This window comes from Micromonospora sp. WMMD961 (assembly GCF_029626145.1).
Lineage (GTDB): Bacteria > Actinomycetota > Actinomycetes > Mycobacteriales > Micromonosporaceae > Micromonospora.
Genome location: NZ_JARUBJ010000002.1, coordinates 6,747,628 through 6,768,907, shown reverse-complemented (window position 1 = coordinate 6,768,907; position 21,280 = coordinate 6,747,628). Strand labels below are relative to the sequence as shown.

At 71.9% G+C, this 21,280-nt stretch carries 22 protein-coding genes and 2 pseudogenes; 11 read left to right on the top strand and 13 right to left on the bottom strand.

Going from position 1 to position 21,280, the window contains the following annotated elements; genetic code table 11:
* The first annotated feature begins 2 nt into the window (after positions 1–2).
* On the top strand, positions 3–830 hold the full coding sequence (locus tag O7614_RS31010) for a 3-keto-5-aminohexanoate cleavage protein (RefSeq protein WP_278141901.1): 828 nt from the start codon (positions 3–5) through the stop codon (positions 828–830).
* A 94-nt stretch (positions 831–924) separates the two neighbouring features.
* Positions 925–1,884 carry an asparaginase gene (locus tag O7614_RS31005; protein ID WP_278141900.1) on the top strand — a complete coding sequence of 320 codons (960 nt, stop codon included), beginning with the start codon at positions 925–927 and terminating at the stop codon, positions 1,882–1,884.
* Positions 1,885–1,892: 8 nt separating this feature from the next.
* Here O7614_RS31005 and O7614_RS31000 read toward each other — a convergent pair whose 3' ends face one another.
* Positions 1,893–2,690, bottom strand: a complete 798-nt coding sequence (locus O7614_RS31000; RefSeq protein WP_278141899.1) for an alpha/beta hydrolase — start codon at positions 2,688–2,690, stop codon at positions 1,893–1,895.
* Positions 2,691–2,802: 112 nt separating this feature from the next.
* On the opposite strand from O7614_RS31000, the gene O7614_RS30995 reads away from it, so the two are divergent.
* From O7614_RS30995 to O7614_RS30975, 5 genes are all read left to right on the top strand, one after another.
* The gene (locus O7614_RS30995) at positions 2,803–3,435 is read left to right on the top strand and encodes a helix-turn-helix transcriptional regulator (RefSeq protein ID WP_278141898.1); all 633 of its coding nucleotides are present in this window, start codon (positions 2,803–2,805) and stop codon (positions 3,433–3,435) included.
* Positions 3,432–4,115, top strand: a complete 684-nt coding sequence (locus O7614_RS30990) for a hypothetical protein (RefSeq protein WP_278141897.1) — start codon at positions 3,432–3,434, stop codon at positions 4,113–4,115. Before O7614_RS30995 ends, O7614_RS30990 begins: the two co-directional genes overlap by 4 nt.
* 70 nt (positions 4,116–4,185) lie before the next feature.
* On the top strand, positions 4,186–4,500 hold the full coding sequence (locus tag O7614_RS30985; RefSeq protein WP_088950380.1) for a DUF2516 family protein: 315 nt from the start codon (positions 4,186–4,188) through the stop codon (positions 4,498–4,500).
* Positions 4,497–5,390, top strand: coding sequence for an alpha/beta hydrolase (locus tag O7614_RS30980; protein WP_278141896.1), 894 nt, complete (start codon positions 4,497–4,499; stop codon positions 5,388–5,390). Before O7614_RS30985 ends, O7614_RS30980 begins: the two co-directional genes overlap by 4 nt.
* 55 nt (positions 5,391–5,445) lie before the next feature.
* Entirely contained in the window at positions 5,446–6,360 is a 915-nt protein-coding gene (locus tag O7614_RS30975) for an SDR family oxidoreductase (protein WP_278141895.1), read from the top strand.
* Here O7614_RS30975 and O7614_RS30970 read toward each other — a convergent pair.
* The gene (locus O7614_RS30970) at positions 6,351–7,319 is read right to left on the bottom strand and encodes a YafY family protein (protein WP_278141894.1); all 969 of its coding nucleotides are present in this window, start codon (positions 7,317–7,319) and stop codon (positions 6,351–6,353) included. The two genes, O7614_RS30975 and O7614_RS30970, sit on opposite strands and share 10 nt — an antisense overlap.
* A 64-nt stretch (positions 7,320–7,383) precedes the next feature.
* Here O7614_RS30970 and O7614_RS30965 point away from each other — a divergent pair, with 64 nt between their 5' ends.
* A complete protein-coding gene (locus O7614_RS30965) occupies positions 7,384–8,175 on the top strand; it encodes an EI24 domain-containing protein (RefSeq protein ID WP_278141893.1) in 792 nt (263 codons plus the stop codon).
* A gap of 1 nt (position 8,176) precedes the next feature.
* Positions 8,177–8,692, top strand: coding sequence for an O-acetyl-ADP-ribose deacetylase (locus tag O7614_RS30960; protein ID WP_278141892.1), 516 nt, complete (start codon positions 8,177–8,179; stop codon positions 8,690–8,692).
* 38 nt (positions 8,693–8,730) lie between these two features.
* Here O7614_RS30960 and O7614_RS32280 read toward each other — a convergent pair.
* From O7614_RS32280 to O7614_RS30920, 9 genes and pseudogenes are all read right to left on the bottom strand, one after another.
* Positions 8,731–8,811, bottom strand: a pseudogene (locus O7614_RS32280) (DUF397 domain-containing protein); the annotation flags it as partial.
* A 1-nt stretch (position 8,812) separates the two neighbouring features.
* Positions 8,813–9,706: pseudogene (locus O7614_RS30955) on the bottom strand (GNAT family N-acetyltransferase); the annotation flags it as partial.
* Position 9,707: 1 nt separating this feature from the next.
* Positions 9,708–10,121 carry a RidA family protein gene (locus O7614_RS30950; RefSeq protein ID WP_278141889.1) on the bottom strand — a complete coding sequence of 138 codons (414 nt, stop codon included), beginning with the start codon at positions 10,119–10,121 and terminating at the stop codon, positions 9,708–9,710.
* A gap of 199 nt (positions 10,122–10,320) precedes the next feature.
* Complete coding sequence (locus O7614_RS30945) at positions 10,321–11,328, bottom strand: LacI family DNA-binding transcriptional regulator (protein ID WP_278141888.1); 1,008 nt, start codon at positions 11,326–11,328, stop codon at positions 10,321–10,323.
* 19 nt (positions 11,329–11,347) lie between these two features.
* Positions 11,348–12,727, bottom strand: a complete 1,380-nt coding sequence (locus tag O7614_RS30940) for a GH1 family beta-glucosidase (RefSeq protein ID WP_278141887.1) — start codon at positions 12,725–12,727, stop codon at positions 11,348–11,350.
* Positions 12,724–13,557 (bottom strand): carbohydrate ABC transporter permease, encoded by an 834-nt coding sequence (locus tag O7614_RS30935; RefSeq protein ID WP_278141886.1) that lies wholly within the window; start codon positions 13,555–13,557, stop codon positions 12,724–12,726. Before O7614_RS30935 ends, O7614_RS30940 begins: the two co-directional genes overlap by 4 nt.
* Positions 13,554–14,552: a sugar ABC transporter permease gene (locus O7614_RS30930; RefSeq protein ID WP_278141885.1), complete on the bottom strand. Its 999-nt coding sequence runs from the start codon at positions 14,550–14,552 to the stop codon at positions 13,554–13,556. Before O7614_RS30930 ends, O7614_RS30935 begins: the two co-directional genes overlap by 4 nt.
* A 65-nt stretch (positions 14,553–14,617) precedes the next feature.
* Complete coding sequence (locus tag O7614_RS30925; RefSeq protein ID WP_278141884.1) at positions 14,618–15,925, bottom strand: extracellular solute-binding protein; 1,308 nt, start codon at positions 15,923–15,925, stop codon at positions 14,618–14,620.
* A gap of 183 nt (positions 15,926–16,108) precedes the next feature.
* Positions 16,109–16,867 carry a maleylpyruvate isomerase family mycothiol-dependent enzyme gene (locus tag O7614_RS30920; protein ID WP_278141882.1) on the bottom strand — a complete coding sequence of 253 codons (759 nt, stop codon included), beginning with the start codon at positions 16,865–16,867 and terminating at the stop codon, positions 16,109–16,111.
* 69 nt (positions 16,868–16,936) lie between these two features.
* Between O7614_RS30920 and O7614_RS30915 the strand changes: the two genes are divergently transcribed.
* On the top strand, positions 16,937–18,019 hold the full coding sequence (locus O7614_RS30915) for a UDP-N-acetylmuramate dehydrogenase (RefSeq protein WP_278141881.1): 1,083 nt from the start codon (positions 16,937–16,939) through the stop codon (positions 18,017–18,019).
* 77 nt (positions 18,020–18,096) lie between these two features.
* Here O7614_RS30915 and O7614_RS30910 read toward each other — a convergent pair whose 3' ends face one another.
* Both O7614_RS30910 and O7614_RS30905 read right to left on the bottom strand, forming a co-directional pair.
* The gene (locus tag O7614_RS30910; RefSeq protein WP_278141880.1) at positions 18,097–18,906 is read right to left on the bottom strand and encodes a class I SAM-dependent methyltransferase; all 810 of its coding nucleotides are present in this window, start codon (positions 18,904–18,906) and stop codon (positions 18,097–18,099) included.
* Between the two features lie 15 nt (positions 18,907–18,921).
* Positions 18,922–19,686, bottom strand: a complete 765-nt coding sequence (locus O7614_RS30905) for an SDR family oxidoreductase (RefSeq protein WP_278141879.1) — start codon at positions 19,684–19,686, stop codon at positions 18,922–18,924.
* A gap of 99 nt (positions 19,687–19,785) precedes the next feature.
* On the opposite strand from O7614_RS30905, the gene mshA reads away from it, so the two are divergent.
* Complete coding sequence (gene mshA, locus O7614_RS30900) at positions 19,786–21,255, top strand: D-inositol-3-phosphate glycosyltransferase (protein WP_278142437.1); 1,470 nt, start codon at positions 19,786–19,788, stop codon at positions 21,253–21,255.
* The last annotated feature ends 25 nt before the right edge of the window (positions 21,256–21,280 follow it).

Genomic DNA, 21,280 nt, shown 5'->3' with positions numbered 1-21,280 from the left:
GCATGACGACAGGGACGTTGATCACGGTGGCCCCGACCGGCGCTGAGTCGGCCAAGGCGGAGGTGCCGGCGCTGCCGGTGACCCTCGACGAGCTGCTGCTCACCGCCAAGGAGTGCGAGGCGCTCGGGGCCGCCGTGATCCATGTCCACATCCGTGACCACGAGGCGCGGCCGACCCTCGACCCGGTGCGCCTGGCCGACACGGTGGCGGCGCTGCGGGACAGCACCGACCTGATCGTGCAGCTCTCCTCCGGCGGTGCGGTGACCGACCCGGAGGCCGCCCGGCTTGCCGTCCTCGACGCCCGGCCGGACATGGCCTCCTGCACGATGGGCACCGTCAACTTCGGCGACGACGTCTTCCTCAACCGCTGGGAGTTCATCGTCGACCTGCACACCCGGATGCAGGAACGCGGGATCGTGCCGGAGTACGAGATCTTCGACCTCGGGCACCTGTCCGCGTTGCAGCGCCTCCTCGGCAGGTACGGGCTGCCGGCCGGCGGGCACGTGCACGTCGACTTCGTGATGGGGGTGCCGGGAGGCATGCCGGGCACCACCGAGACGCTGGTCGCGGCCCACCGGATGCTGCGGGACCTGCCGGAGGGCACCACCTTCTCGGCCACCGGCATCGGCCGCAGCACGATTCCGGTCATGCTGGCCTCGCTGTCGACCGGCGGGCACCTGCGGGTCGGCATGGAGGACACCGTGACGTACGCGAAGGGCCGCCCGGTGGAGTCGAACATGCAACTGGTCGCCCGCGCGGTGGGTTTCGCCCAGCTCGCCCAGCGCCCGCCGCTGACCACCGCGGAGGCTCGCGAGCTGCTCGGGCTGTAAGGCCGAGACTGCTTCACGCTCCTGTCACCCGGGCGGTGGACCACCAGGTCACCCCGCCGACGGGCCACCCACGACCGTCGGTACCGTCCAGCCCGTGACGAAGACGTACGAGGGCGGCGACCCGCTCGCCGAGGTGGTCCGTTCCGGGTTCGTGGAGGGTGCGCACCGGGGTTCGGTGGTGGTGCTGGACGCCACCGGCTCGGTGGTGGCGTCAGCCGGGGACGTGACCTCGCCGGTCTTTCCCCGCTCGGCGAGCAAGCCGATGCAGGCGATCGGGATGCTCCGTTCCGGTCTGTCGTTGACCGACCCGGCGGACGTGGCGCTGGTCGCGGCGAGTCACGCCGGTGAGGACTTCCACCTGGCCCGGGTCGGCGCGCTGTTGGAGCGGGCCGGGTTGGACGCCTCGGCCCTGCACTGCCCGCCCGACCTGCCGGTGGGCGCGGCGGCCCGGCAGGCCGTGCTGCGCGCCGGGGGCGGCCCGACCCGGGTGCAGATGAACTGCTCCGGCAAGCACAGCGGGATGCTGCTGACCTGCGAGGCCGCCGGTTGGCCGCTGGAGGGTTACTGGCGGCCGGAGCACCCGCTCCAGCAGCGGTTGCGGGCGGCGATCGAGGAGTTCACCGGTGAGCAGGTGGCGGCGGTGGGCGTGGATGGTTGTGGCGCCCCGGTGCTCGCGGTGTCGCTGACCGGGTTGGCCGGGGCGTTCCTCCGGTTGGTCGACGCCGAGCCGGGCTCGGTGCCGCGGACGGTGGCCGACGCCATGCGCGCGTACCCGGAGATCGTCGGTGGCACCCAGGCCGACGACACCCGGCTGATGCGGGGCGTTCCGGGCCTGCTGGCCAAGGTCGGTGCCGAGGGTGTGATCGCGGTGGCAGTGCCGGGCGTCGGCGCCGTCGCGCTGAAGATCGACGACGGCGCCGACCGGGCACGGATGCCGGTGCTGGTCTCCGCGCTGCGCCGGCTCGGGGTGGACGCCCCGGTGCTGACCGAGTACGCCGAGGTGCCGCTGTTCGGCGGTGGAGTTCCGGTGGGGGCGGTCCGCCCGCTCTGGTGACCGGGTGGTCAGCTCAGGAAGTCGAGCAGGGCGGCGTTGACGGGCTCCGGGCGCTCCAGTGGCAACAGGTGTGCGGCGTCCGGGATGTCCGGCAGCCGTACCGCTTTGGGGACCTCGGCGGCGATCCGGTCGGCGAGCCGGCGGATGTCCGGCACGTCCGCGGCCCCGGCGGTGACCAGGACTGGCACCGTCAGCTCGCCGAGGCGATCGATGGCCGGCGGCGTCAGTTCGCCGACCTCGACCGCGCCGAGCGCCAGCTCGGCGGCGAGCGCGCGTTGGTCCATCTCCTGTGTGAAGATGATCAGCGCCGGGTCGACGTCCGCCGGCTGTCGACCCGGGCCGACCACCCAGAACCGCACCTCGCCGGCCGCGCCGGCGACGAAGTCGTCGGGGTCGACCTCGCCGACCAGGTCGTCCCAGAGGTCGTTCGCCTCGTCCGACCACTCGTTGCCGGAGACCGCGGTGTCGAACAGCGCGAGCGCGCTGACCCGGTCGGGGTGGGCGAGCGCGGTGTCGATGGCGACGGCCCCACCGAAGGAGCAGCCGACCAGGGCGGCCCGGGGCAGGTCGAGTGCGTCCAGCAGCCCCGCCACGTCGTCGTGGTGTGTGAACGGGGTCGGAGGCAGCTCGGAGTCTCCGTAGCCGCGGAGGTCCGGGACGATCACCCGGTGGCGGGTGGCGAGCGCGGAGATCTGCCCCCGCCACATCCGCCGGTCGGCGATGCCAGCGTGCAGGAGTACGACGGGCGAGCCGGTGCCTGCCTCGTCGTACGCGATGCTTGCTCCATTGACTGTGATCTTGTGCACGGTCGGACCGTACGGACCTGCGGAGCGGGGCGCAACCACGTGGCTGAGATGTTGCTAACTGCGGTTAGCGTTTTGCTTGCAAGAGCTAGCGGGGCCGGTTAACGTCGCAGTCATGGCCACACCGAAGGACCTTCCCGACGTCGGCGGGTTCATCCGCGATCTACGGCGCAACGCCAAGATCTCGCTCCGGCAGCTCGCCGAGCAGGCGGGGGTCAGCAACCCGTACCTCAGTCAGATCGAGCGCGGCCTGCGCAAGCCAAGCGCCGAGGTGCTCCAGCAACTGGCGAGCGCGCTGCGGGTCTCCACCCCGGCGATGTACCTGCGCGCCGGGCTGCTCGACGACAAGGAGGGCCATGGTGTACTCGCCGCCATCGCGGTGGACACCGACCTGACGATGGCCCAGAAGCAGTCCCTCACCCAGATCTACGAGACGTTCCGCCGGGAGAACACCCGGCTGGCCGAGGCCCAGGCGGCCGCCGAGGCCGGCGGCCCCGGGCCCACCGGCGGCACGCCCGGGGCGACCACTCCGACCGACGTCGGCGACGAGCCCGCCGACGTGGCGAACCTGGCCGCCACCGGTCCCACCACCGCGGGCGGCACCCCGACCGAGGCCGTGATCGAGTCGGTCGCCGTCACCGAGGCGGGCACCGCACCCGCCCCGGGCAGCACCAACACCCCCGAGAAGAAGGCCGCCGGTCCGGCGGCACGCAGGGCCGCCGAGGCGGCCGAAGAGGAGACGTCATGAGCGAGCCGAAGACCAACCGGATCCCCGCCCCGATCTACGCCGCTGCGGGTGCCGGTGAGTTGGCCATCGAGCAGTTGCGCAAGTTGCCGGCGGTGGTCGGCGTCCTCGGCACCCGCGTCGTCGCCGACCTGGGTGGCCGGGCCGTGCTGACCGGCTACGAGCTGCGCCAGAAGGCCAACGAGTTGGACCTGGCCAAGCTGCGCGAGTCGGCCGACCTGGCCAAGCTGCGCGACGCTGCCGACCTGGCCAAGCTGCGCGAGGTTGCCGACCTGGACAAGCTGCGGGCCGCCGCGACGCGCAACGCCGCGATGGTGGTCGCCGGGGCCCAGGCCGCCCAGGAGCGGGCCTTCGCCGCGTACGGCGCGCTGGTCGCCCGGGGTGAGCGGGTCGTCGGCACCGGCGTGCTGGAGGCCGCTGAGACGGTCAACGCCGACATCGAGGCCACTCAGGCCGTGATCCCGGCTGAGACCACCCCGGCCGCCACCACCCCGGCCGCCACCGCCCCGGCCGCCACCGCCCCGGCCGAGGTGCCGACCCCGGCCGAGGTGGCGGAGATCGCCGAGGCCAAGCCGGCCGCCGTCAAGAAGGTCGCGCGCGCCCCGAAGGCCGCGAAGCCGACCGCCACCCCGTCGGCGAAGCTGCCCCGGGCCACCAAGCGGACCCGTCCGGCGGCCGAGTAGTCGTCCTGTCGGCGACCCCGGCGGCGTCCTTGTCGGACGAAGCCGGGGTCCTCGACATAAGCTTGCCGGCATGGCCAACGCCGCGCCGATCTTCGCGTTCGAAGTCCGCTACGTGATCGAGCTGATCCTGCTCGTCTTCGCGCTGATCGTCCAGGGCGTCGCCCTGGTCCACGCGATCACCCAGCGCTCCGACGCCTTCCCCGCCATCGGGACGCTTCCCAAGGGTGGCTGGATCGCCATCCTGGCGGTCTGCCTCGTGCTGACCCTGCTCGGCTTCGGGCCGATCAGTCTCTTCGGACTGATCGGCATCGCCGCCGGTCTCATCTACCTGCTCGACGTTCGGGTCGGCCTGCGCGACCTCAGCGACGGCAAAGGGTTCTGGTGAGAGGTTTTCGCTGGCCACCACCACCGGACAGCGGGCCCCGCACCTGGGGGCCCGGTCCGGGTGGGCCGCGCACCGGCCGCCCGGCGCTCCCGGAGCCGGACACCGACCTGGTCGCCACCCCGCACGACGTACGGCTGGAGCGGCTGATCACCGGCACCGGTGATCCGGTGACCGTGTTCGCGCACGGGCTGGGCAACGGCATCGCCACCACCCGTCCGTTCGGCAGTGGGGTGACCGGCCGCAAGGTGTTCTTCCAGTTCCGGGGGCACGGCCGTTCAGAGGCGCCGGACGGGCCGTGGAACTACTCGGACCTGGCCCGCGACCTGCGGGCGGTCGCCGACCTGAGCGGCGCCAGCCGGGCGTTCGGCGCGAGCCTCGGCGCGGGTGCCCTCTGCCGGCTGCTCGCGGAGAGTCCGGACCGGTTCGACAAGCTGGTCTTCTTCCTGCCCGCGGTGCTCGACCAGCCGCGTGGCCCGGTGGCGGGGGACCGCATCACGGATCTGCTGGAGGCGGTGGAGAGCGGAGACGCCTCGGCCGTCGCCGACGTCGTCACCCTGGAACTGCCCGCGGCGGTGCGCAACACCCCGGCCGGCTGGGCGTACCTGCGGCAGCGACTCGACCAGCTGCTCCGCGACGGGCTCGCCGGCAGCCTGGCCAGCCTCGCGGATCAGACGCCGTTGCGCGACATCACCGACCTCGCGGCGGTCACCGCGCCAGCGCTGGTGATCGCCAACGCGGGCGACGACCTGCACCCGGTCGAGGTCGCCGAGCGACTCGCCGCCGCACTACCCCAGGCCACGCTGCACGTGTACGACCGGCCCGGCGTCCTCTGGTCGGAACGCGCCGACCTGCGGGACCGCATCGCCGGCTTCCTCAACGAGGTGGACTGAGCCTTTCGCGTAATTCGGACGGCGGCTGTCAGGTATCGCTGCCAACCTCGCGGGTATGACTCAACCGCTCACAGGAAAGATCGCGCTCGTCGCCGGTGCCACCCGAGGTGCCGGACGGCAGATCGCCGTGCAACTCGGCGCTGCCGGCGCCACTGTGTACGCCACCGGCCGCAGCACCCGGGCGGGCCGTTCGGAGATGGACCGGCCGGAGACCATCGAGGAGACCGCCGAGCTGGTCACCGAGGCCGGCGGCACCGGCATCGCCGTCCAGGTCGACCACCTGGTGCCCGAGCAGGTCCGCGACCTCGTCGCCCGGATCGACGCCGAGCAGGGCCGACTCGACGTGCTGGTCAACGACATCTGGGGTGGGGACCCGCTGGTCACCTGGGACAAGCCGGTGTGGGAGCAGCCGTTGGACGCCGGCTTCCGGACCCTGCGACTGGCCATCGACACCCACATCGTCACCAGCCACTTCGCCCTGCCGCTGCTGATCCGCAAGCCCGGCGGCCTGGTGGTGGAGATGGGCGACGGCACGAAGGCGTACAACGACAACAACTACCGGCTCTCGGTCTTCTACGACCTGGCCAAGGTGTCGGTCAACCGGCTCGCCTTCAGCCAGGCGCACGAGCTGAAGCCGCACGGGTGCACGGCGGTGGCGCTCACCCCGGGCTGGATCCGCTCCGAGGCGATGCTGGAGCACTTCGGCGTGACCGAGGACAACTGGCGCGACGGCGCCGCCACCGACCCGAACTTCCTCATCTCGGAGACCCCGGCGTTCGTCGGCCGGGCGGTGGCCGCGCTCGCCGCGGACGAGGCGAATGCCCGCTGGAGCGGCCAGTCCGTCGACGCCGGCACCCTGTCCAAGGTGTACGGCTTCACCGACCTCGACGGCAGTCAGCCGGAGGGCTTCCGCTACATCACCGAGGTGGTCGACGCGGGCAAGCCGGCGGACGTCACCGGCTACCGGTAGAGCGCCTCGAACCTGCCGGCCGTGTCGGCGAACAGCCGCCGTAGTTCGGGTGGGTCGAGAACCTCCACCTCGGGGCCGAGGCCCAGCAGCTGGTGGTACGCCACCTCGACGGACTCGACGGGCAGCCGGCCCACCACCCAGCCCTGCCCGTCGGGTGCTCCGGCGGCGGCCACCAGTTCGTCGTACACGAAAGGGGCATCGACCAGGTGCCGGAGCCGGCGCAGGCCGGCGGGGCTCAGCCGGACGGTGACCTCGGCCCGCAGCATGGTCCGCAGGAACGACCCGGCCTGCTCGCGCCAGTGCCCGGCCAGGTCGAAGCCCTCGTCCCGCTCGAAGCTCTCCTCGCCCACCTCGACCCCGGTGACCCGGTCCACCCGATAGGTGCGCACATCGGCGCCGACCCGGCCGACCAGATACCAGACCCCGCTCTTGAGCACCAGGCCGTACGGCTGGACCTGGCGAGTCACCTCCCGGTCGCCGCGTCGGTAGCGCAGCTCCACCACCCGGTCGCCCCAGACCGCCCGGGCCAGTTCGGGCAGCCAGAGCGGCGGCGCGGTCTCCCGGAACCAGCCCGGCACGTCCAGGTGGAACCGCTGCCCGGCACGGGCCGGGGCGTCGCGCAGGGCTGGTGGCAGCGCGGCGAGCACCTTCAGTTCGGCGGCGGCGACCGCGTCGGCGAGCCCCATGTCGCCGGCCGGGCCGGGCAGCCCGGAGAGGAAGAGCGCTTCAGCCTCGTCCCGGGTCAACCCGGTCAGTCGGGTGCGGTACCCGCCGAGCAGGCGGTACCCACCGGCCCGACCCCGGTCGGCGTAGACCGGCACCCCGGCGGCGGAGAGCGCCAACACGTCCCGGTAGACGGTCCGCTCGGAGACCTCCAACTCCCGCGCCAGCTCGCTCGCGGTCATCGACCCGCGCGCCTGCAACAGCAACAGCAGCGAGATCAGTCGGGACGCGCGCACCCGCCCATCCTGCCCGGTGCCGCTACCCGGCGGTTTCGATCACCTGTCGTTAGGCTGCTCGATCGTGGACGCCAGCAGAATCGCCAGCCCGGTGACCGGGACCGTCGGACGCTTCTTCCTCGGGGTCAGACTGCTCCTGCGCGGGCTGGGCCTCTACGTCCGCAGCCCGAAGCTGATGCTGCTCGGCCTCGTACCGGCGCTGATCTCCGGTGTGCTCTTCGTGGCCGCGTACGCCACCCTCGTGTACTTCGCGGACGACCTGGCCGCCCTGGTCACCCCGTTCGCCGACGACTGGTCGAGCACCGGCCGCAGCCTGGTCCGGGTGATCGCCGGGCTCGCCTTCCTGGGGATCGGCGGCCTGCTCGCGGTGATCAGCTTCACGGCGGTGACGCTGGTCATCGGCGATCCGTTCTACGAGAAGATCTCCGAGAAGGTGGAGGAGCGGCTCGGCGGCACCCCGGACGCCGTGGAGGTGCCGTTCTGGTCGTCGCTGCGCCGCAGCACCGCTGACTCGGTACGCCTGGTGGCGCTCACCGTGCTGGTCGGCGTCCCACTCTTCCTCGCCGGCTTCATCCCGGTGGTCGGCCAGACTGTCGTCCCGGTGATCGGGGCGGCGGTGGGTGGCTGGTTCCTCGCCGTGGAGCTGGTCGGCGCGCCCTTCTACCGACGCGGAATGCGACTGCCGCAGCGCCGGACGATCCTGAAGGCGGACCGCCCGACCGCGCTCGGTTTCGGAGTGGCGGTCTTCCTCTGTTTCCTCATCCCGCTCGGCGCGGTGCTGGTCATGCCGGCCGCCGTCGCCGGCGCCACCCTGCTGGCCCGCCGGTCGTTGGGCCAGTCGACCGAGGAGAGCTGACATGGAGATCACCCTGGTCGAGGGGGACATCACCACCCAGCGGGTGGACGCCATCGTGAACGCCGCGAACTCGTCCCTGCTCGGCGGCGGCGGGGTGGACGGCGCGATCCACCGGCGCGGCGGACCGGCGATCCTGGCCGAGTGCCGGGCGCTGCGGGCGTCCCGGTACGGCAGGGGTCTGCCCACCGGGCAGGCGGTGGCCACCACGGCTGGCGAGCTGCCGGCCCGCTGGGTGATCCATACGGTCGGCCCGGTCTGGTCGGCCGGCGAGGACCGCTCGGGACTGCTGCGCGACTGCTACGCCAACAGCCTGCGCGTGGCCGACGAGTTGGGGGCGTCCACTGTGGCGTTCCCGCTGGTCTCCGCCGGCATCTACGGCTGGCCGGTCGACGACGCGGTCCGCCAAGCGCTCGCGGTGCTCCGCCCGGCCACGCCGGCCACGGTCATCGAGGCCCGCCTGGTCCTCTTCGGAGCGGACACCCACGCCACGGCCCGCGAGGTCTTCGACGCCGCCTGACCGGCCCCATCCTCGGCCAATGCCTCGATCATCGCAGATCTGGAATCGCGGACCAGCACGACGCCGGGCAGGTTGTCAGCGACCTCGACGCAGTTGCCACCGTTCGTCCCCGACTTCGTCGGTCAGGTCGGCCAGGCAGCTCCACTGGGATGCCACCGGGCGGTAGCCCAGCCGGGCGTTGATCGCGAGCATCGGCGCGTTCGCCTCGTCGTTCGAGGTGTACGCGACGCGCACGCCGTCGGCGGCGGCCCGGTGCAGCGCCGCCGTCTTCGCCAGCCGGGCCAGCCCTCGGCCGCGGTACGCCGGGATGCTGCCGGTGTAGTCCGACCACATCCGGTCCCCGTCCCGCTTGACCAGGCTGAAGGCGACCACCTCCCCGTCGACCTCGGCGGCGATGCTGGCCGCCTTGTCCAGCCCGAGGTTGTCCCACACGTCGTACTGCCAGCTGTCATAGCTCTTCGCGTCGACAGGCAGGTCGCCCGGTTCGTCTGCCGCCGAGGCCACGTCCGCCGCGTACAGCAGGTGCGGGTCCAGCTCGGCGATCGGGAGCAGCCGCACGCCCGGGGGCGGGGCGGGTAGGGCGGGCACCGGATTCAGGTCGAGCGCCGAATAGCGCACCTCCCGGCTGGGCTCGTAGCCGTGCCGGCGGGCGTACGGCAGCGCGTCGGGCTGTGCCATGGCACGCACCCGGCGGATACCCAACGGGCGGAGGAATTCGGTCGCGGCGGCCAGCAGGGCGGTGCCGATGCCACGGCGTCGGTGTTCCGGGTGCACGTGCAGAAGGTTGATGCCACCGACGTTCGCCGCCGATGTCGTGCCGATGCGTTCAGCGGACACCCAACCGACCACCCGCTCGTCGACCTCGGCCACGAACGCGGTCCACTCCTCCTCGGGCGGCGGTTCGGCGATCATCTTCCGGGTCGACTCGACACCGCGCACCAGGTACGGAAAGACCGTCGCCCGTAGGGCCACCACGGCCGGGGCGTCGTCGGGTCGCGCCACGCGGATGCGCATGTCAGGCCCCCGTCCGTACGGCGGCGACCGCCTCGACCTCGACGAGTTGGTCGGTGTAGCCGAGCACGGCCACCCCGAGCAGGGTGCTGGGCGGGTCGTGGTCGCCGAAGAAGTCCCGCACCGCCTCCCAGACGGTCACCAGATCCTTCTGCTGCGACGACGCCACGTACACGGTGGTCTTGACGACGTCGGTGAGCCGCGCACCGGCCGCGCCGAGAGCGGTCTCCAGGTTCGTCATCACCTGCCGGGCCTGCGCCGCGTGGTCACCCGGCGCGACGGTACGACCCTCGGCGTCCAGCGGGCACGCGCCGGCGGTGAACACCAGTCGGGCGGGCGGGTCGACGGTGGCCGCGTAGGCGTACTCGGCGACGTCGGAGAGAGCGGGGACGTGCAGCAGCGCGACAGGATCCGGCATGCCGGCGAGGCTAGCGGCGATCGCCCGCCCGAGCGACGGAATAACGGCCCCTCAACGCTGCCCTCGGCAGCACACAAAGAGATCTTGGAAGCAAAGCGCCCCCCGAGGGGCCGATTCCTTCCAAGATCTCCCCGGGAGGGGGTGGGGGGTGGGTGGGGGGGTGGGAGGGGCAGGGGGTGGGGGTGGGGGGTGGGGGGGGTCAGGCGGAGGCTCGGCGGATCAGCTCGGTGGGGAGCATGACCCGCTGCTCGATGGTCTCCCCGGCGGCCAGCCGGAGCAGTTGGCGGGTCATCCGGCGGCCGAGTTCCACGATCGGCTGCCGGACCGTGGTCAGCGGCGGCTCGGTGTACGCGGCGGTCTCGATGTCGTCGAAGCCGATCACCGCCACGTCCTCCGGCACCCGCCGACCGGCCTCGCGCAGCGTACGCAGGGCGGCGTGCGCCATCAGGTCGGAGGCGGCGAAGACGCCGTCCAGGTCGGGGTGCTCGGTGAGCAGGTGCCGCATCGCCGCCGCCCCGGACTCCCGGGTGAAGTCGCCGACGGCGACGAGCTCGGGCAACCCGGCGTCGGCGACCGCGCTGCGGTAACCGCTGAGCCGTTCGATCCCGGCGACCATGTCCTGTGGCCCGGCGATGGTGGCGATGCGTCGGCGACCACCGTCGATCAGGTGTCGGACGGCTGCGGTCACTCCGGCCACGTGGTCGACGTCGACGTACGGCACCGGTACGTCGCCGAGCGGCCGGCCGCTGACCACCACCGGAATGCCGAGTCGGGTCAGCGTGCCGGGTAGCGGGTCGGCGCCGTGCAGCGAGGCGAAGAGCACCCCGTCGACGTGCCGGCCGGTGGTGTACCGCTCGACCCGTTGGTGCCCGGCGGGCGAGCCGGCGAGCATCAGCACCAGTTGCTTGTCGGCCGCCTCCAACTCCTGGCTGACACCCCGGATGATGCCGGGGAAGACCTGGTCGTCGGAGAAGACCCGGGTGGCGGCCTCCGGCATGACCAGGGCGATCGAGTCGGTGCGTTGGGTGACCAGGCTGCGGGCGGCGAGGTTGGGCACGTACCCCAACTCGGCGACGGCCCGGGTGACCGCCTCCCGGATCGGCTCGGCGACGGTGGTGGAGCCGTTGACCACCCGGGACACGGTGGCGCGGGACACCCCGGCCCTCGCCGCCACTGCTTCGAGCGTCGGCCGCTGCGCCGTCGTCATCGCGCCTTCCCCCCGCTCGTCACAGCCCGTTCCGGGAGATCACCTCCTGGTACCACCGGGCGCTGGCCTTCGGTGTGCGCCGCTGGGTCAGGTAGTCGACGTGCACGATCCCGAACCGCTTGCGGTAACCCTCCGCCCACTCGAAGTTGTCCAGTAATGACCATACGAGATAACCGCGCAGGTCCACGCCCCGGGAGATCGCCTCGTGCGCCGCACGCAGGTGCCCGTCGAGGTAGGCGATGCGGTCGGTGTCGATCACCTGGCCTGGCCCGTCGGGCGAGTCGGCGCCGGGCTTGTCGGGAAACGCCCCACCGTTCTCGGTGATCAGCAGCGGTACCCCGGGGTAGTCGGTGGCGATCCGTTCCAGCAGCCGGGTCAACCCGGCCGGCTCGATCATCCAGCCCATGTCGGTCAGTGGCCCGGTCGGCGGCACGAAGTGCACCGCGCCCTCGGTGCCCGGGTACGCGCCGTTGCCGGCACCGTCGGGTCGACCTGCCACGTAACCGGGCGCGTAGTAGTTGATCCCGAGCAGGTCGATCGGGGCGGCGATCAGCTTCTCGTCACCGTCGCGGATGAAGGTCGGTTCGACGATCCGGGCCACGTGCTCGCGAACGTCGTCCGGGTAGCCGCCGGCCAGCAGCGGGTCGAGGAAGATCCGGTTGTGCAGGCCGTCGACCACGCGGACCGCGGCGGCGTCCGCCGCGCTCTCCGGGTCGGCCGGGCGTACGTCGGCCGGGTTGAGGGTGATGCCGACGCCGCGCGCGCCGGCCGCCCGCAACGCCCGCGCCGCCAGGCCGTGCCCGAGCAGCAGATGGTGTACGGCGGTGAAGGCCGCCCCCGGGTCCTGCTCGCCGGGGGCGTGTATTCCGTTGGCGTAGCCGAGGTAGGCCGAGCACCACGGCTCGTTGAGGGTGGTCCACGTGTCGATCCGGTCGCCGAGGCGGGCGTACACGGCCGTGGCGTAGGTGGCAAAGTGCTCGGCGGTGTCCCGGTTGGTCCAGCCGCCCCGGTCACCGAGGGCCTGGGGCAGGTCCCAGTGGTAGAGGGTGACGATCGGGTCGATTCCCCGGTCGAGCAGCGCGTCCGTGAGCCGGTCGTAGAAGTCCAGCCCGCGCGGGTTGGCCGGGCCGGTGCCGTCCGGTTGGATCCGGGGCCAGGCGACCGAGAAACGGTACGCCCGCAGCCCCAGCTCGGCCATCAGCGCCACGTCGTCGGCGTACCGGTGGTAGTGGTCGCAGGCGACGTCGCCGGTGTGGCCCTGGTAGACCTTGCCCGGCGTACGGCTGAAGGTGTCCCAGATGGACGGACCGCGACCGTCGTCGCGGGCCGCGCCCTCGATCTGGTAGGCGGCGGTGGCCGCACCCCAGAGGAAATTGTCGGGGAAACGGAGTTCGTTCACGCCTTGACCGCACCTTCCATGATCCCGCCGATGATCTGCCGGCCGAACAACACGAACACCAACAGCAGGGGCAGCGTCGCGATGGCTGTCCCGGTGAACACCTGCGACATGTCCTGGTAGTAGCCATCCGACAGCGCCCGCAGGGAGAGTTGCACGGTCGGATTCGCCGGATCGTTCAGCACAGCGTACGGCCACAGGAAGTCGTTCCAGGTGGTCATGAACGTGAGCAGGCCGAGCACGGCGGCGGCCGGACGCAGCGCGGGAACCACCACGTGCCACCAGATCCGGGCGGTGCCGCAGCCGTCCATCCGGGCGGCCTCGATCAGTTCGTCGCTGATGGCCTGGCCGGCGTACTGCCGCATCATGAACACCCCGAACCCGGTGACCAGGACCGGGACGATGACCGCCGGCAGCCTGTCGTTCCAGTGCAGCTTGGTCATGAGCAGGTAGAGCGGGATCACGCCGAGCTGCGTCGGCACCATCATGGTCGCGATGATCACCAGCAGCAGGGCGTTGCGACCCCGGAACCTCAGCTTGGCGAAGGCGAACCCGGCCAGGCTGGAGAAGAACACCACGGAGACGGTCACCGTGGTCGCGACGATCGCCGAGTTGATCAGACCGGTGAGGAAGTACGCGTCGGTGTTGTCGAACAGTCGGGCGATGTTCGCGCCCAGGTTGCCGCCGGGGGTGACCGGCGGTGGCAGTTGGCCCATCGCGTCGTTGCTGCGGCTGGCGACGACGAACATCCACCAGATCGGGAAGATCGACAGGGCGGCGGCGAACACCAGGGCCAGGTAGGTGAGCGGGGTGGCCCGCCAGAGCCGGCTCATCGGGTGGATCCCTTCCGGGCGCTGGGGCGCGCTCCGCCGCCGAGCCGGCGCAGGATCAGCACGTTGACCGCCGCGACGATCGCGATGAGCGCGAAGAGCAGCCAGGCCACGGCCGAGCCGTACCCGAAGTTGTAGTGCGGGGCGAAGGCGTTCTCGAACATGTACATGGTCAGCGTCTGCGACTCGCGCAGTGGCCCGCCGCGGATCGGGTTGGTGCCGGAGTTGAACATCCGGGGTTCGGTGAAGAGCTGCAACCCGCCGATGGTGGCGATGATGGCGCAGAAGATGATCGTCGGTTTGAGCAGCGGCACGGTGACCGACCAGAACTGCCGGGCGCGGCTGGCGCCGTCGATCGCCGCCGCCTCGTACAGGTCGCGGGGGATGGCCTGCATCGCGGCGAGCAGGATCAGCGCGTTGTAACCGGTCCACCGCCAGTCGACCATGGCGGAGATCGCCACCCAGGAGGCGAGCCGATTGGACTTCCACTCGATCGCGTCCACCCCGACCAGGTCGAGCAGCCAGTTGATCATGCCGAACTCGCGGCCGAAGAGCACCCCGAAGACGATCGCCACGGCGGCCGTGGAGGTGACGTTCGGGACGAGCACCGCCATCCGCCAGCCGGTACGGGCCCGCAGCCCCCGGTTCAGGAGGTTGGCCAGCCAGAGCGCGGCGAGCAGCTGCGGCACCGTGGAGATCACGAAGATGCCCATCGTGTTGACCAGCGCGTGCCAGAAGTCGGTGTCGGCGAGCAGCCGGGTGTAGTTCTCCGCGCCGACGAACGGGTGGTCGGTGCCGAGCAGGTCCCAGTCGTGCAGCGACACCCAGAAGGTGTACGCCAGCGGGTACGCCCCGAAGACGCCGAAGATCAGGAAGAACGGGGCGATGTAGAGGTACGGCGAGAAGCGGGTGTCGAACCGGCTGAGCCGACCCGAGGATCGGCGGCGGTCGTCGGATGCCGGTGTGACCGGTGGACGGGCGTCGAGCTGGACGGCCATGCCCGAGAACTCCTTTCGTCGCGCGGGCGGGACCCCGGCTCCCAGGGCCCGCCCGCACGCTCGGGCTACTTGGCGGCGGCCTTCTTGGCGTTGTCCACCGCGTCCGTCCAGCCCTGACCGGGGTCACGCTGGCCCAGCTCCACGGTCCGTACGGCGTTCTCCACTTCGGTGCGCACGGCCTGGTTCTTCGGGCCCATGTACACCGGCTTGAGGCTCTTCGCGCCGCTGCCGAAGATGGTGCCGACGGGTGCCTCGGAGAAGTACGCGTTCTTCGCGCCGGTGATCGCCGGGTCGTCGAGCGCCTGCGGCGAGGAGGGCAGTGGCCCCTTGGCCTTGAACGCGCCGATCTGACCCTTGGCGCTGGTCAGGAACTTCGCCAGTTCGATCGCCTCGGCCTGGTGCTTGCTCTGCTTCGGCACGGCGAGGTGCGAGCCACCCCAGTTGCCGCCGCTGCCGGGCACCCGGGCGATGTCCCACTTGCCCTTGGCGGTCGGGCCGGCGTTCGCCTCGATGACGCCGGTCATCCAGGCCGGGCAGGTGATGGTGGCGAACTTCGACTGCTTGAAGGCGGACACCCACTCCTCGGACCAGGAGCCGTACTTGCCGGAGAGTCCGGAGTCGATGATGTCCATCGTGGTGTCCCACGCCTGCCGTACCGCCGGGTTGCTGTCCACGACCAGCTTCTCGCTGGTGTCGTAGTAGCTGTAGCCGCTGGTGTTGCCGGCGTTCTGGAGCAGGATGGTGTTGAAGGTGTTGGTGGCCGCGTCGAGGAAGGACGCGCCGGTCTTCGCGGCGACGAACTTCTCGCCGGTGGCGATGTAGTCCTGCCAGGTCGGCCAGAGCTGGGAGACGGCGTCCCGCTCGGTGGGCAGGCCGGCCTTCTCGAAGAGGTCCTTGCGGTAGCACATGGCGATGCCGCCGACGTCGGTGCCGAGGCCGATGAGCTGCTTGCCGTCGGCGGTCAGCCCGGCGTTCCACTTCCATTCGAGGAAGTTGCCCTTGAGGTCGGCGGCGCCGTGGTCGAGCAGGTTGACGAAGTTGCCGGGGTTCGCCTTGTACTCGACCAGCAGGCCCTCCTCGATGGCCACCACGTCGCCGGCCCCCCGGCCGGCGGCGAGCCACTGGGTCAGCTTCGGCGAGTACTCGTCGAGGTTGGTGCCGGTGCCCCGCTCGACGATCTTCACGTCCGGGTTCGCGGCCATGTACTCCTGATAGAGCTGCTCGTAGCCGAACTGACCGAAGACGTCGACGGTGAGGGTGACCGGTCCGTCCCCGCCCTCTTCGTCACCGCCACCGCAGCCGGCGGTGACGAGCAGGGCGGTGGTCGCGGCGAGGGCCACCGCGGCGAGGCGGCGGCGCGGGAAGACAGCCATGGGCTTCGACCTCTCTCAAGGTGGTCGGTGGTGATCGATGGGCAAGAGAGCGCTCTCACGACACTGTGGTAGGCAGTCCATCTGCTGTCAAGAGAGCGCTCTCTTCGATACGTCGACGTGACCCACGACGTACTCGAGGGCGTCACCCGTCAACGGGTGACGCCCTCGGCGCGGCAGGTCCGGTCAGCCGGTACGCAGTCCGTCCAGCAGGTGACGGTCGCCGGCCACGTCCAGCGTCTCGAAGCTCACCCGACCCCAGAGAGCCAGCAACAGGTCGCTGGCGGTGCCGCTGACCTGCGCACGGGCGTGGTGGTCGTCGTGGTCGAAGATGGTCGCCGTGTCGAGCAGGGCCACCCCCTCGCCACGGAGCCGTAGATACCACTCCTGCGCCGCGTCGGTAGCGGAAAGCTGCACCACACCGTGCCAGTCACCCGGCACCTGCCGCCGGCCGGCGGGCAGCCAGGTGTCCAGAACCTCACTCACCCCGTCGGCCGCGAGCTTCGCCTCGACCGGGTCGCCCGCTCCGATGGCGAGCTGGGCGTCCCACCGGTGCACCGCGGTCTCGTGTGCCATCCGACGTGGCCAGAAGCTGGCCTTCTTCGGCTGCGGCGCCCAGTTCCACGCCGGCGCCTCCGGGTCCAGCCCGTCGAACACGGTCAGCAGCCGGTCGTACCCCTGCTGCCAAAGCTGGAGTGGGCTCATGCCCGCCTCCGCCTCGAGCGGGACCCGGCGGGCCGGCTGGGTGGTCGAGCCGGAGCCGGCGAACGACGACACCCACTGGTAGATGCCAGCGAGGTGCAGTGTGACGTCGTTGACCGTCCAGCCCGGACAGGACAGCACCGGCGTCTCCGGCGGTGCCTCGGCGACCGCCGCCGCGAAAGCCGGACCCTCCGCCCGGAGCGCTCCGATCCAAAAATCCTTGCTGCCCTGCAGTCTGCTCATCGCCATCCTCCCGGGGGTGCCGGGCGACCAGTGGGTGCCACGGCTATCAGTCAGCCTAAGGTGAAGGGCGTGCCAGACGCCTCCGCCCAGCCGACAACCGCAGCCGATCGTGCCATCCCTGGTCCACTGGCCAGCTACACGACTCTAGGCACGGGCGGGACGGCCGCCCACATCGTGGCCGCCAGCAGTGCCGAAGAGATCATCCGGGCGGTCCAGGCCGCTGACGAACCGGTCCTGATCCTGGCCGGCGGCAGCAACGTGGTGATCGGCGACGCGGGCTTTTCCGGCACCGTCGTCCTGGTGCGCTCCCGTGGCCTCCGCGTCGTCGCTGAGGACGCCGAGACGGTCACCGTACGGGTCGACGCCGGCGAGCCGTGGGACGACCTGGTCGCCGCCACCGTCACCAACGGCTGGGCCGGCCTGGAATGCCTCTCCGGCATCCCCGGCTCGACCGGCGCCACCCCGATCCAGAACGTCGGCGCGTACGGCCAGGAGGTCGCCGAGACGATCACCGGAGTCGAGGTGTACGACCGGGTCGACGGCACCCGCCGGACCATCCCCGCCGCCGACTGCGGGTTCGCCTACCGGGGCAGCATCTTCAAGTACGGCGACCGCTGGGTGGTGCTCTCTGTCGACTTCCGGCTCACCCGGGCCCCGCTCTCCGGGCCGGTGCGCTACGCCGAGCTGGCCAGGGCCCTCGGTGTCGAGGTCGGCGACCAGGTGCCGCTGGCGGACGCCCGAGCGGCGGTGCTGCGGCTGCGGGCCGGCAAGGGCATGGTGCTCGACGCCACCGACCCGGACACTCGCTCGGTCGGCTCCTTCTTCACCAATCCGGTGCTCGACGGGGCAACGTACGAGCTGCTTCTGGAGCGCGTCGCCGGACTGGGCGACCCGCCCGCCTGGCCCGGAGCCGACGGCATGGTCAAGGTCAGCGCGGCCTGGCTGATCGACAAGGCCGGCTTCACGAAGGGGCACCCCGGGCCGGGTGGCACGGCCATCTCCAGCAAGCACACCCTCGCGCTCACCAACCGCAGCGGCACCGCCCGAACCGCCGACCTGCTGGCCCTGGCCCGCAGCATCCGCGACGAGGTCCACGCCCGCTTCGGCGTGACCCTCCACCCCGAACCGGTCCTCGTCAACTGCACCCTCTAAGCCCCACCCCCTCAACCCGGCCGATCATGGAGTTGTGGTGGGGACAAACAGTGCTGCCGGGGTGAAAACGGCCACCACTATTCCATGATCGACGGGAGCGGGGCCGGGGGCCACGGGAGGGTTAGCTCGCCCTTGCGCCAGCGGGCGGGGCCGTTCAGGATCGGCCAGCCGGTCTCGCGGAGGCGGCCCACAGCTCTCAACCAGCGTTGGCGGGGGCCGAAGGTGGCGTACGGGGCGGCGGCCTGCCAGGCGTCGTCCAGAGCGCGGATCAGGTCGTGCACCGGCTCGCCCGGCACGTTGCGGTGGATCAGCGCCTTCGGTAGCCGCTCGGCCAGCTCCGCCGGGCTGCCCAGCGTGGTGAGCTTCGCGGCAAGGGTAAGCGTCCGGGGACCGTCGGCGTCGATCAGCAGCCAGCTGGCGAGGCGGCCCAACTCGTCGCACGTGCCCTCGACGAGCGCGCCGCCCGGGGCGAGCGCGCCGGTCATCGTTCGCCAGGCGGCCGGCACCTCGCTCTCGTCGTACTGCCGCAGCACGTTGAACGCGCGGACCAGCACCGGCCGGAGCCCGGCCAGCTCGAACCCACCTCGGGCGAACGTCAGGCCGGGTGGGTCGGCGGCCGGCGCCGCCGCGGCCACCCGGGCCGGATCGATCTCCAACCCGACCAGCCGTACGTCCGGACGAACCCCCGCCGCCAGCCGAGCGCGCAGTTCCACAGCGGTGACCGGCGTGGCGCCGTAGCCCAGGTCGACCACCAGGGGGTCGGCCGCCGCCGACAGCCGGTCGGCGCAGGTGGCGACGATCCAGTTGTCCACCCGGCGGAGCCGGTTCGGGTTGGTCGTGCCCCGGGTGACCACCCCCAGGGGTCGGCGTCGTGGAGCCCCGCTCATGCGCCCGGCCCCGAGTCAGGAGACCCGGTGGACCTTGTGCTGGGCGGCCTGCGCCCGCGGCCGGACCACCAGCCGGTCGACGTTCACGTGCTCCGGGCGGGTGGCGCACCAGGCGATGCAGTCGGCGACGTCCTCGGCGACCAGCGGCCCCGGCACCCCGGCGTAGACGGCGGCCGCCCGCTCCGCGTCGCCCTCGAAGCGGACCAACCCGAACTCGTCGGTCTTCACCATGCCCGGGTCGATCTCGATCACCCGCAGCGGCCGGCCGCACAACTCCAGGCGGAGCGTGCCGGCGATGGCGGTCTGCGCGTGCTTCGCCGCCGTGTAGCCGCCCCCGCCCTCGTAGACGGTCAGGCCGGCGGTGGAGGAGACCACCACGATGGTGCCCGAACCGGACGCCTCGAGCGCGGGCAGCAGCGCCTGGGTGACCCGCAGCGTGCCGAGCACGTTCACGTCGTACATCCACTGCCAGTCGGCGACCGAGCCGGACTCCACCGGGTCCAGTCCGCGCGCCCCGCCGGCGTTGTTGACCAGCAGGGTGACCGGCCCCGGTGCCTGGGCGGCGGCCTCGGCCAACGCGGCCACCGATTCGTCCGAGGTGATGTCGCAGGTCACGGCGGTGGCCTGCCCGCCGGCGGCGGTGATCTCGGCGACCAGGTCGGCGAGCCGATCGGCTCGGCGGGCGGCGGCGAGCACGTGGAAGCCCTCGGCGGCGAGCCGGCGGGCAGTGGCCGCGCCGATTCCGCTGGACGCTCCGGTGACGATGGCGACAGAGGTCATCCCGGCATTGTCCCCCCGACCGTCCGACCCGATCCGACCGGCCGCAGGGGAGCCACCGGCCGCGTCCGGTGATGAGGTCCGTCACGCGCGGGGGCCGCGCTGGGGAATTTCCGAAGCCCGATGGGGAAGATGACATCCGGCGTACAGGTTGACCGAGAAGCGCCGGTCGTGCGAGACGGCATCAACCGTGACGAAGGAGCGGATGTGGCGGAAATGCACACCGGTGTCGGGCGTCAGCGAGGTGCCCGACCGTGGCCCCGGCCTCGCCGCATCGCCACCCTCTCGGTGCACACCTCCCCCCTGCACCAGCCCGGCACGGGCGACGCCGGTGGAATGAACGTCTACATCCTCGAAGTCGCCCGGCGACTCGCCGAGGCCAATGTCGAGGTGGAAATCTTCACCCGGGCCACCTCCGGCGACCTTCCCCCGGTGGTCGAGATGGCACCCGGCGTGCAGGTCCGGCACATCACCTCCGGCCCGCTGGAGGGCCTCACCAAGGAGGAGCTACCCGGGCAGCTCTGCGCCTTCACCGCCGGGGTGCTGCGCGCCGAGGCGTCGCGCCCGCCCGGGCACTACGACCTGATCCACTCGCACTACTGGCTGTCCGGCCAGGTCGGCTGGCTGGCCAAGGAGCGCTGGGGTGTGCCGCTGGTGCACACCGCGCACACCCTCGCCAAGGTCAAGAACGCCCAGCTCGCGGCCGGTGACCGGCCGGAGCCGAAGGCCCGCGTGATCGGCGAGGAGCAGGTCGTCGCCGAGGCGGACCGGCTGGTCGCCAACACCCGGGTCGAGGCCACCGACCTCCTCGCCCGCTACGACGCCGACCCGACCCGGGTGTCCGTCGTGCAACCGGGAGTCGACCTGGACCGGTTCCGGCCCGCGCCGGGCGACCGGTCCGCGGCTGACCGCAAGGCTCGCCGCCGGCTGGGGCTGCCGGCCGACGGGTACGTGGTCGCCTTCGTCGGTCGGATCCAGCCGCTCAAAGCCCCCGACGTGTTGATCCGCGCGGTTGCCGCCCTGCGGGAGCGCGACCCGGCACTTGCCGACCAGGTGACAGTGGTGATCTGCGGCGGACCCAGCGGAAGTGGGCTGGACCGGCCCACGGCGCTGATCGAGCTGGCCGCCACGCTCGGGGTCGCCGACGGGGTGCGGTTCCTGCCGCCGCTCACCGGGGACGACCTGCCGGCGCTGTACCGGGCGGCCGACCTGGTCGCGGTGCCGTCGCACAACGAATCGTTCGGGCTGGTCGCCCTGGAGGCGCAGGCCTGCGGTACGCCGGTGCTGGCCGCCGCCGTCGGAGGACTGGTCACCGCCGTGCGGGATCAGGTCAGCGGCGTACTGATCGACGGCCACGACCCGGTCGACTGGGCCCGTGCGCTGGGCCACCTGCTGCCGGATCGGGCACGCCGGGCAACGCTGGCCCAGGGTGCCGAGCAGCACGCCCGGCACTTCTCCTGGGACCGCACGGTCGCCGGTCTGCTCGGTGTGTACGGCGAGGCCATCGCCGCGCACCGTGCTCGGCTCGCGGCTGACCTGGCGTGTGATCCCGCGCTGTCCTGCTCCTGGTGAGCCCGGGGCGCTGGCCGCCAACCGG

What these genes read in the sequence shown, in the direction of transcription:
- O7614_RS30995 (WP_278141898.1), top strand. Translation starts at nt 2,803, where the DNA reads ATGGCCACACCGAAGGACCTTCCCGACGTCGGCGGGTTCATCCGCGAT.
- O7614_RS31010 (WP_278141901.1), top strand. Translation starts at nt 3, where the DNA reads ATGACGACAGGGACGTTGATCACGGTGGCCCCGACCGGCGCTGAGTCG.
- O7614_RS30910 (WP_278141880.1), bottom strand. Translation starts at nt 18,906, where the DNA reads ATGAGCGGGGCTCCACGACGCCGACCCCTGGGGGTGGTCACCCGGGGC.
- O7614_RS30945 (WP_278141888.1), bottom strand. Translation starts at nt 11,328, where the DNA reads ATGACGACGGCGCAGCGGCCGACGCTCGAAGCAGTGGCGGCGAGGGCC.
- O7614_RS30920 (WP_278141882.1), bottom strand. Translation starts at nt 16,867, where the DNA reads ATGAGCAGACTGCAGGGCAGCAAGGATTTTTGGATCGGAGCGCTCCGG.
- O7614_RS30975 (WP_278141895.1), top strand. Translation starts at nt 5,446, where the DNA reads ATGACTCAACCGCTCACAGGAAAGATCGCGCTCGTCGCCGGTGCCACC.
- O7614_RS30960 (WP_278141892.1), top strand. Translation starts at nt 8,177, where the DNA reads ATGGAGATCACCCTGGTCGAGGGGGACATCACCACCCAGCGGGTGGAC.
- O7614_RS30950 (WP_278141889.1), bottom strand. Translation starts at nt 10,121, where the DNA reads ATGCCGGATCCTGTCGCGCTGCTGCACGTCCCCGCTCTCTCCGACGTC.
- O7614_RS30905 (WP_278141879.1), bottom strand. Translation starts at nt 19,686, where the DNA reads ATGACCTCTGTCGCCATCGTCACCGGAGCGTCCAGCGGAATCGGCGCG.
- O7614_RS30930 (WP_278141885.1), bottom strand. Translation starts at nt 14,552, where the DNA reads ATGGCCGTCCAGCTCGACGCCCGTCCACCGGTCACACCGGCATCCGAC.
- O7614_RS30990 (WP_278141897.1), top strand. Translation starts at nt 3,432, where the DNA reads ATGAGCGAGCCGAAGACCAACCGGATCCCCGCCCCGATCTACGCCGCT.
- O7614_RS30935 (WP_278141886.1), bottom strand. Translation starts at nt 13,557, where the DNA reads ATGAGCCGGCTCTGGCGGGCCACCCCGCTCACCTACCTGGCCCTGGTG.
- O7614_RS30985 (WP_088950380.1), top strand. Translation starts at nt 4,186, where the DNA reads ATGGCCAACGCCGCGCCGATCTTCGCGTTCGAAGTCCGCTACGTGATC.
- O7614_RS30925 (WP_278141884.1), bottom strand. Translation starts at nt 15,925, where the DNA reads ATGGCTGTCTTCCCGCGCCGCCGCCTCGCCGCGGTGGCCCTCGCCGCG.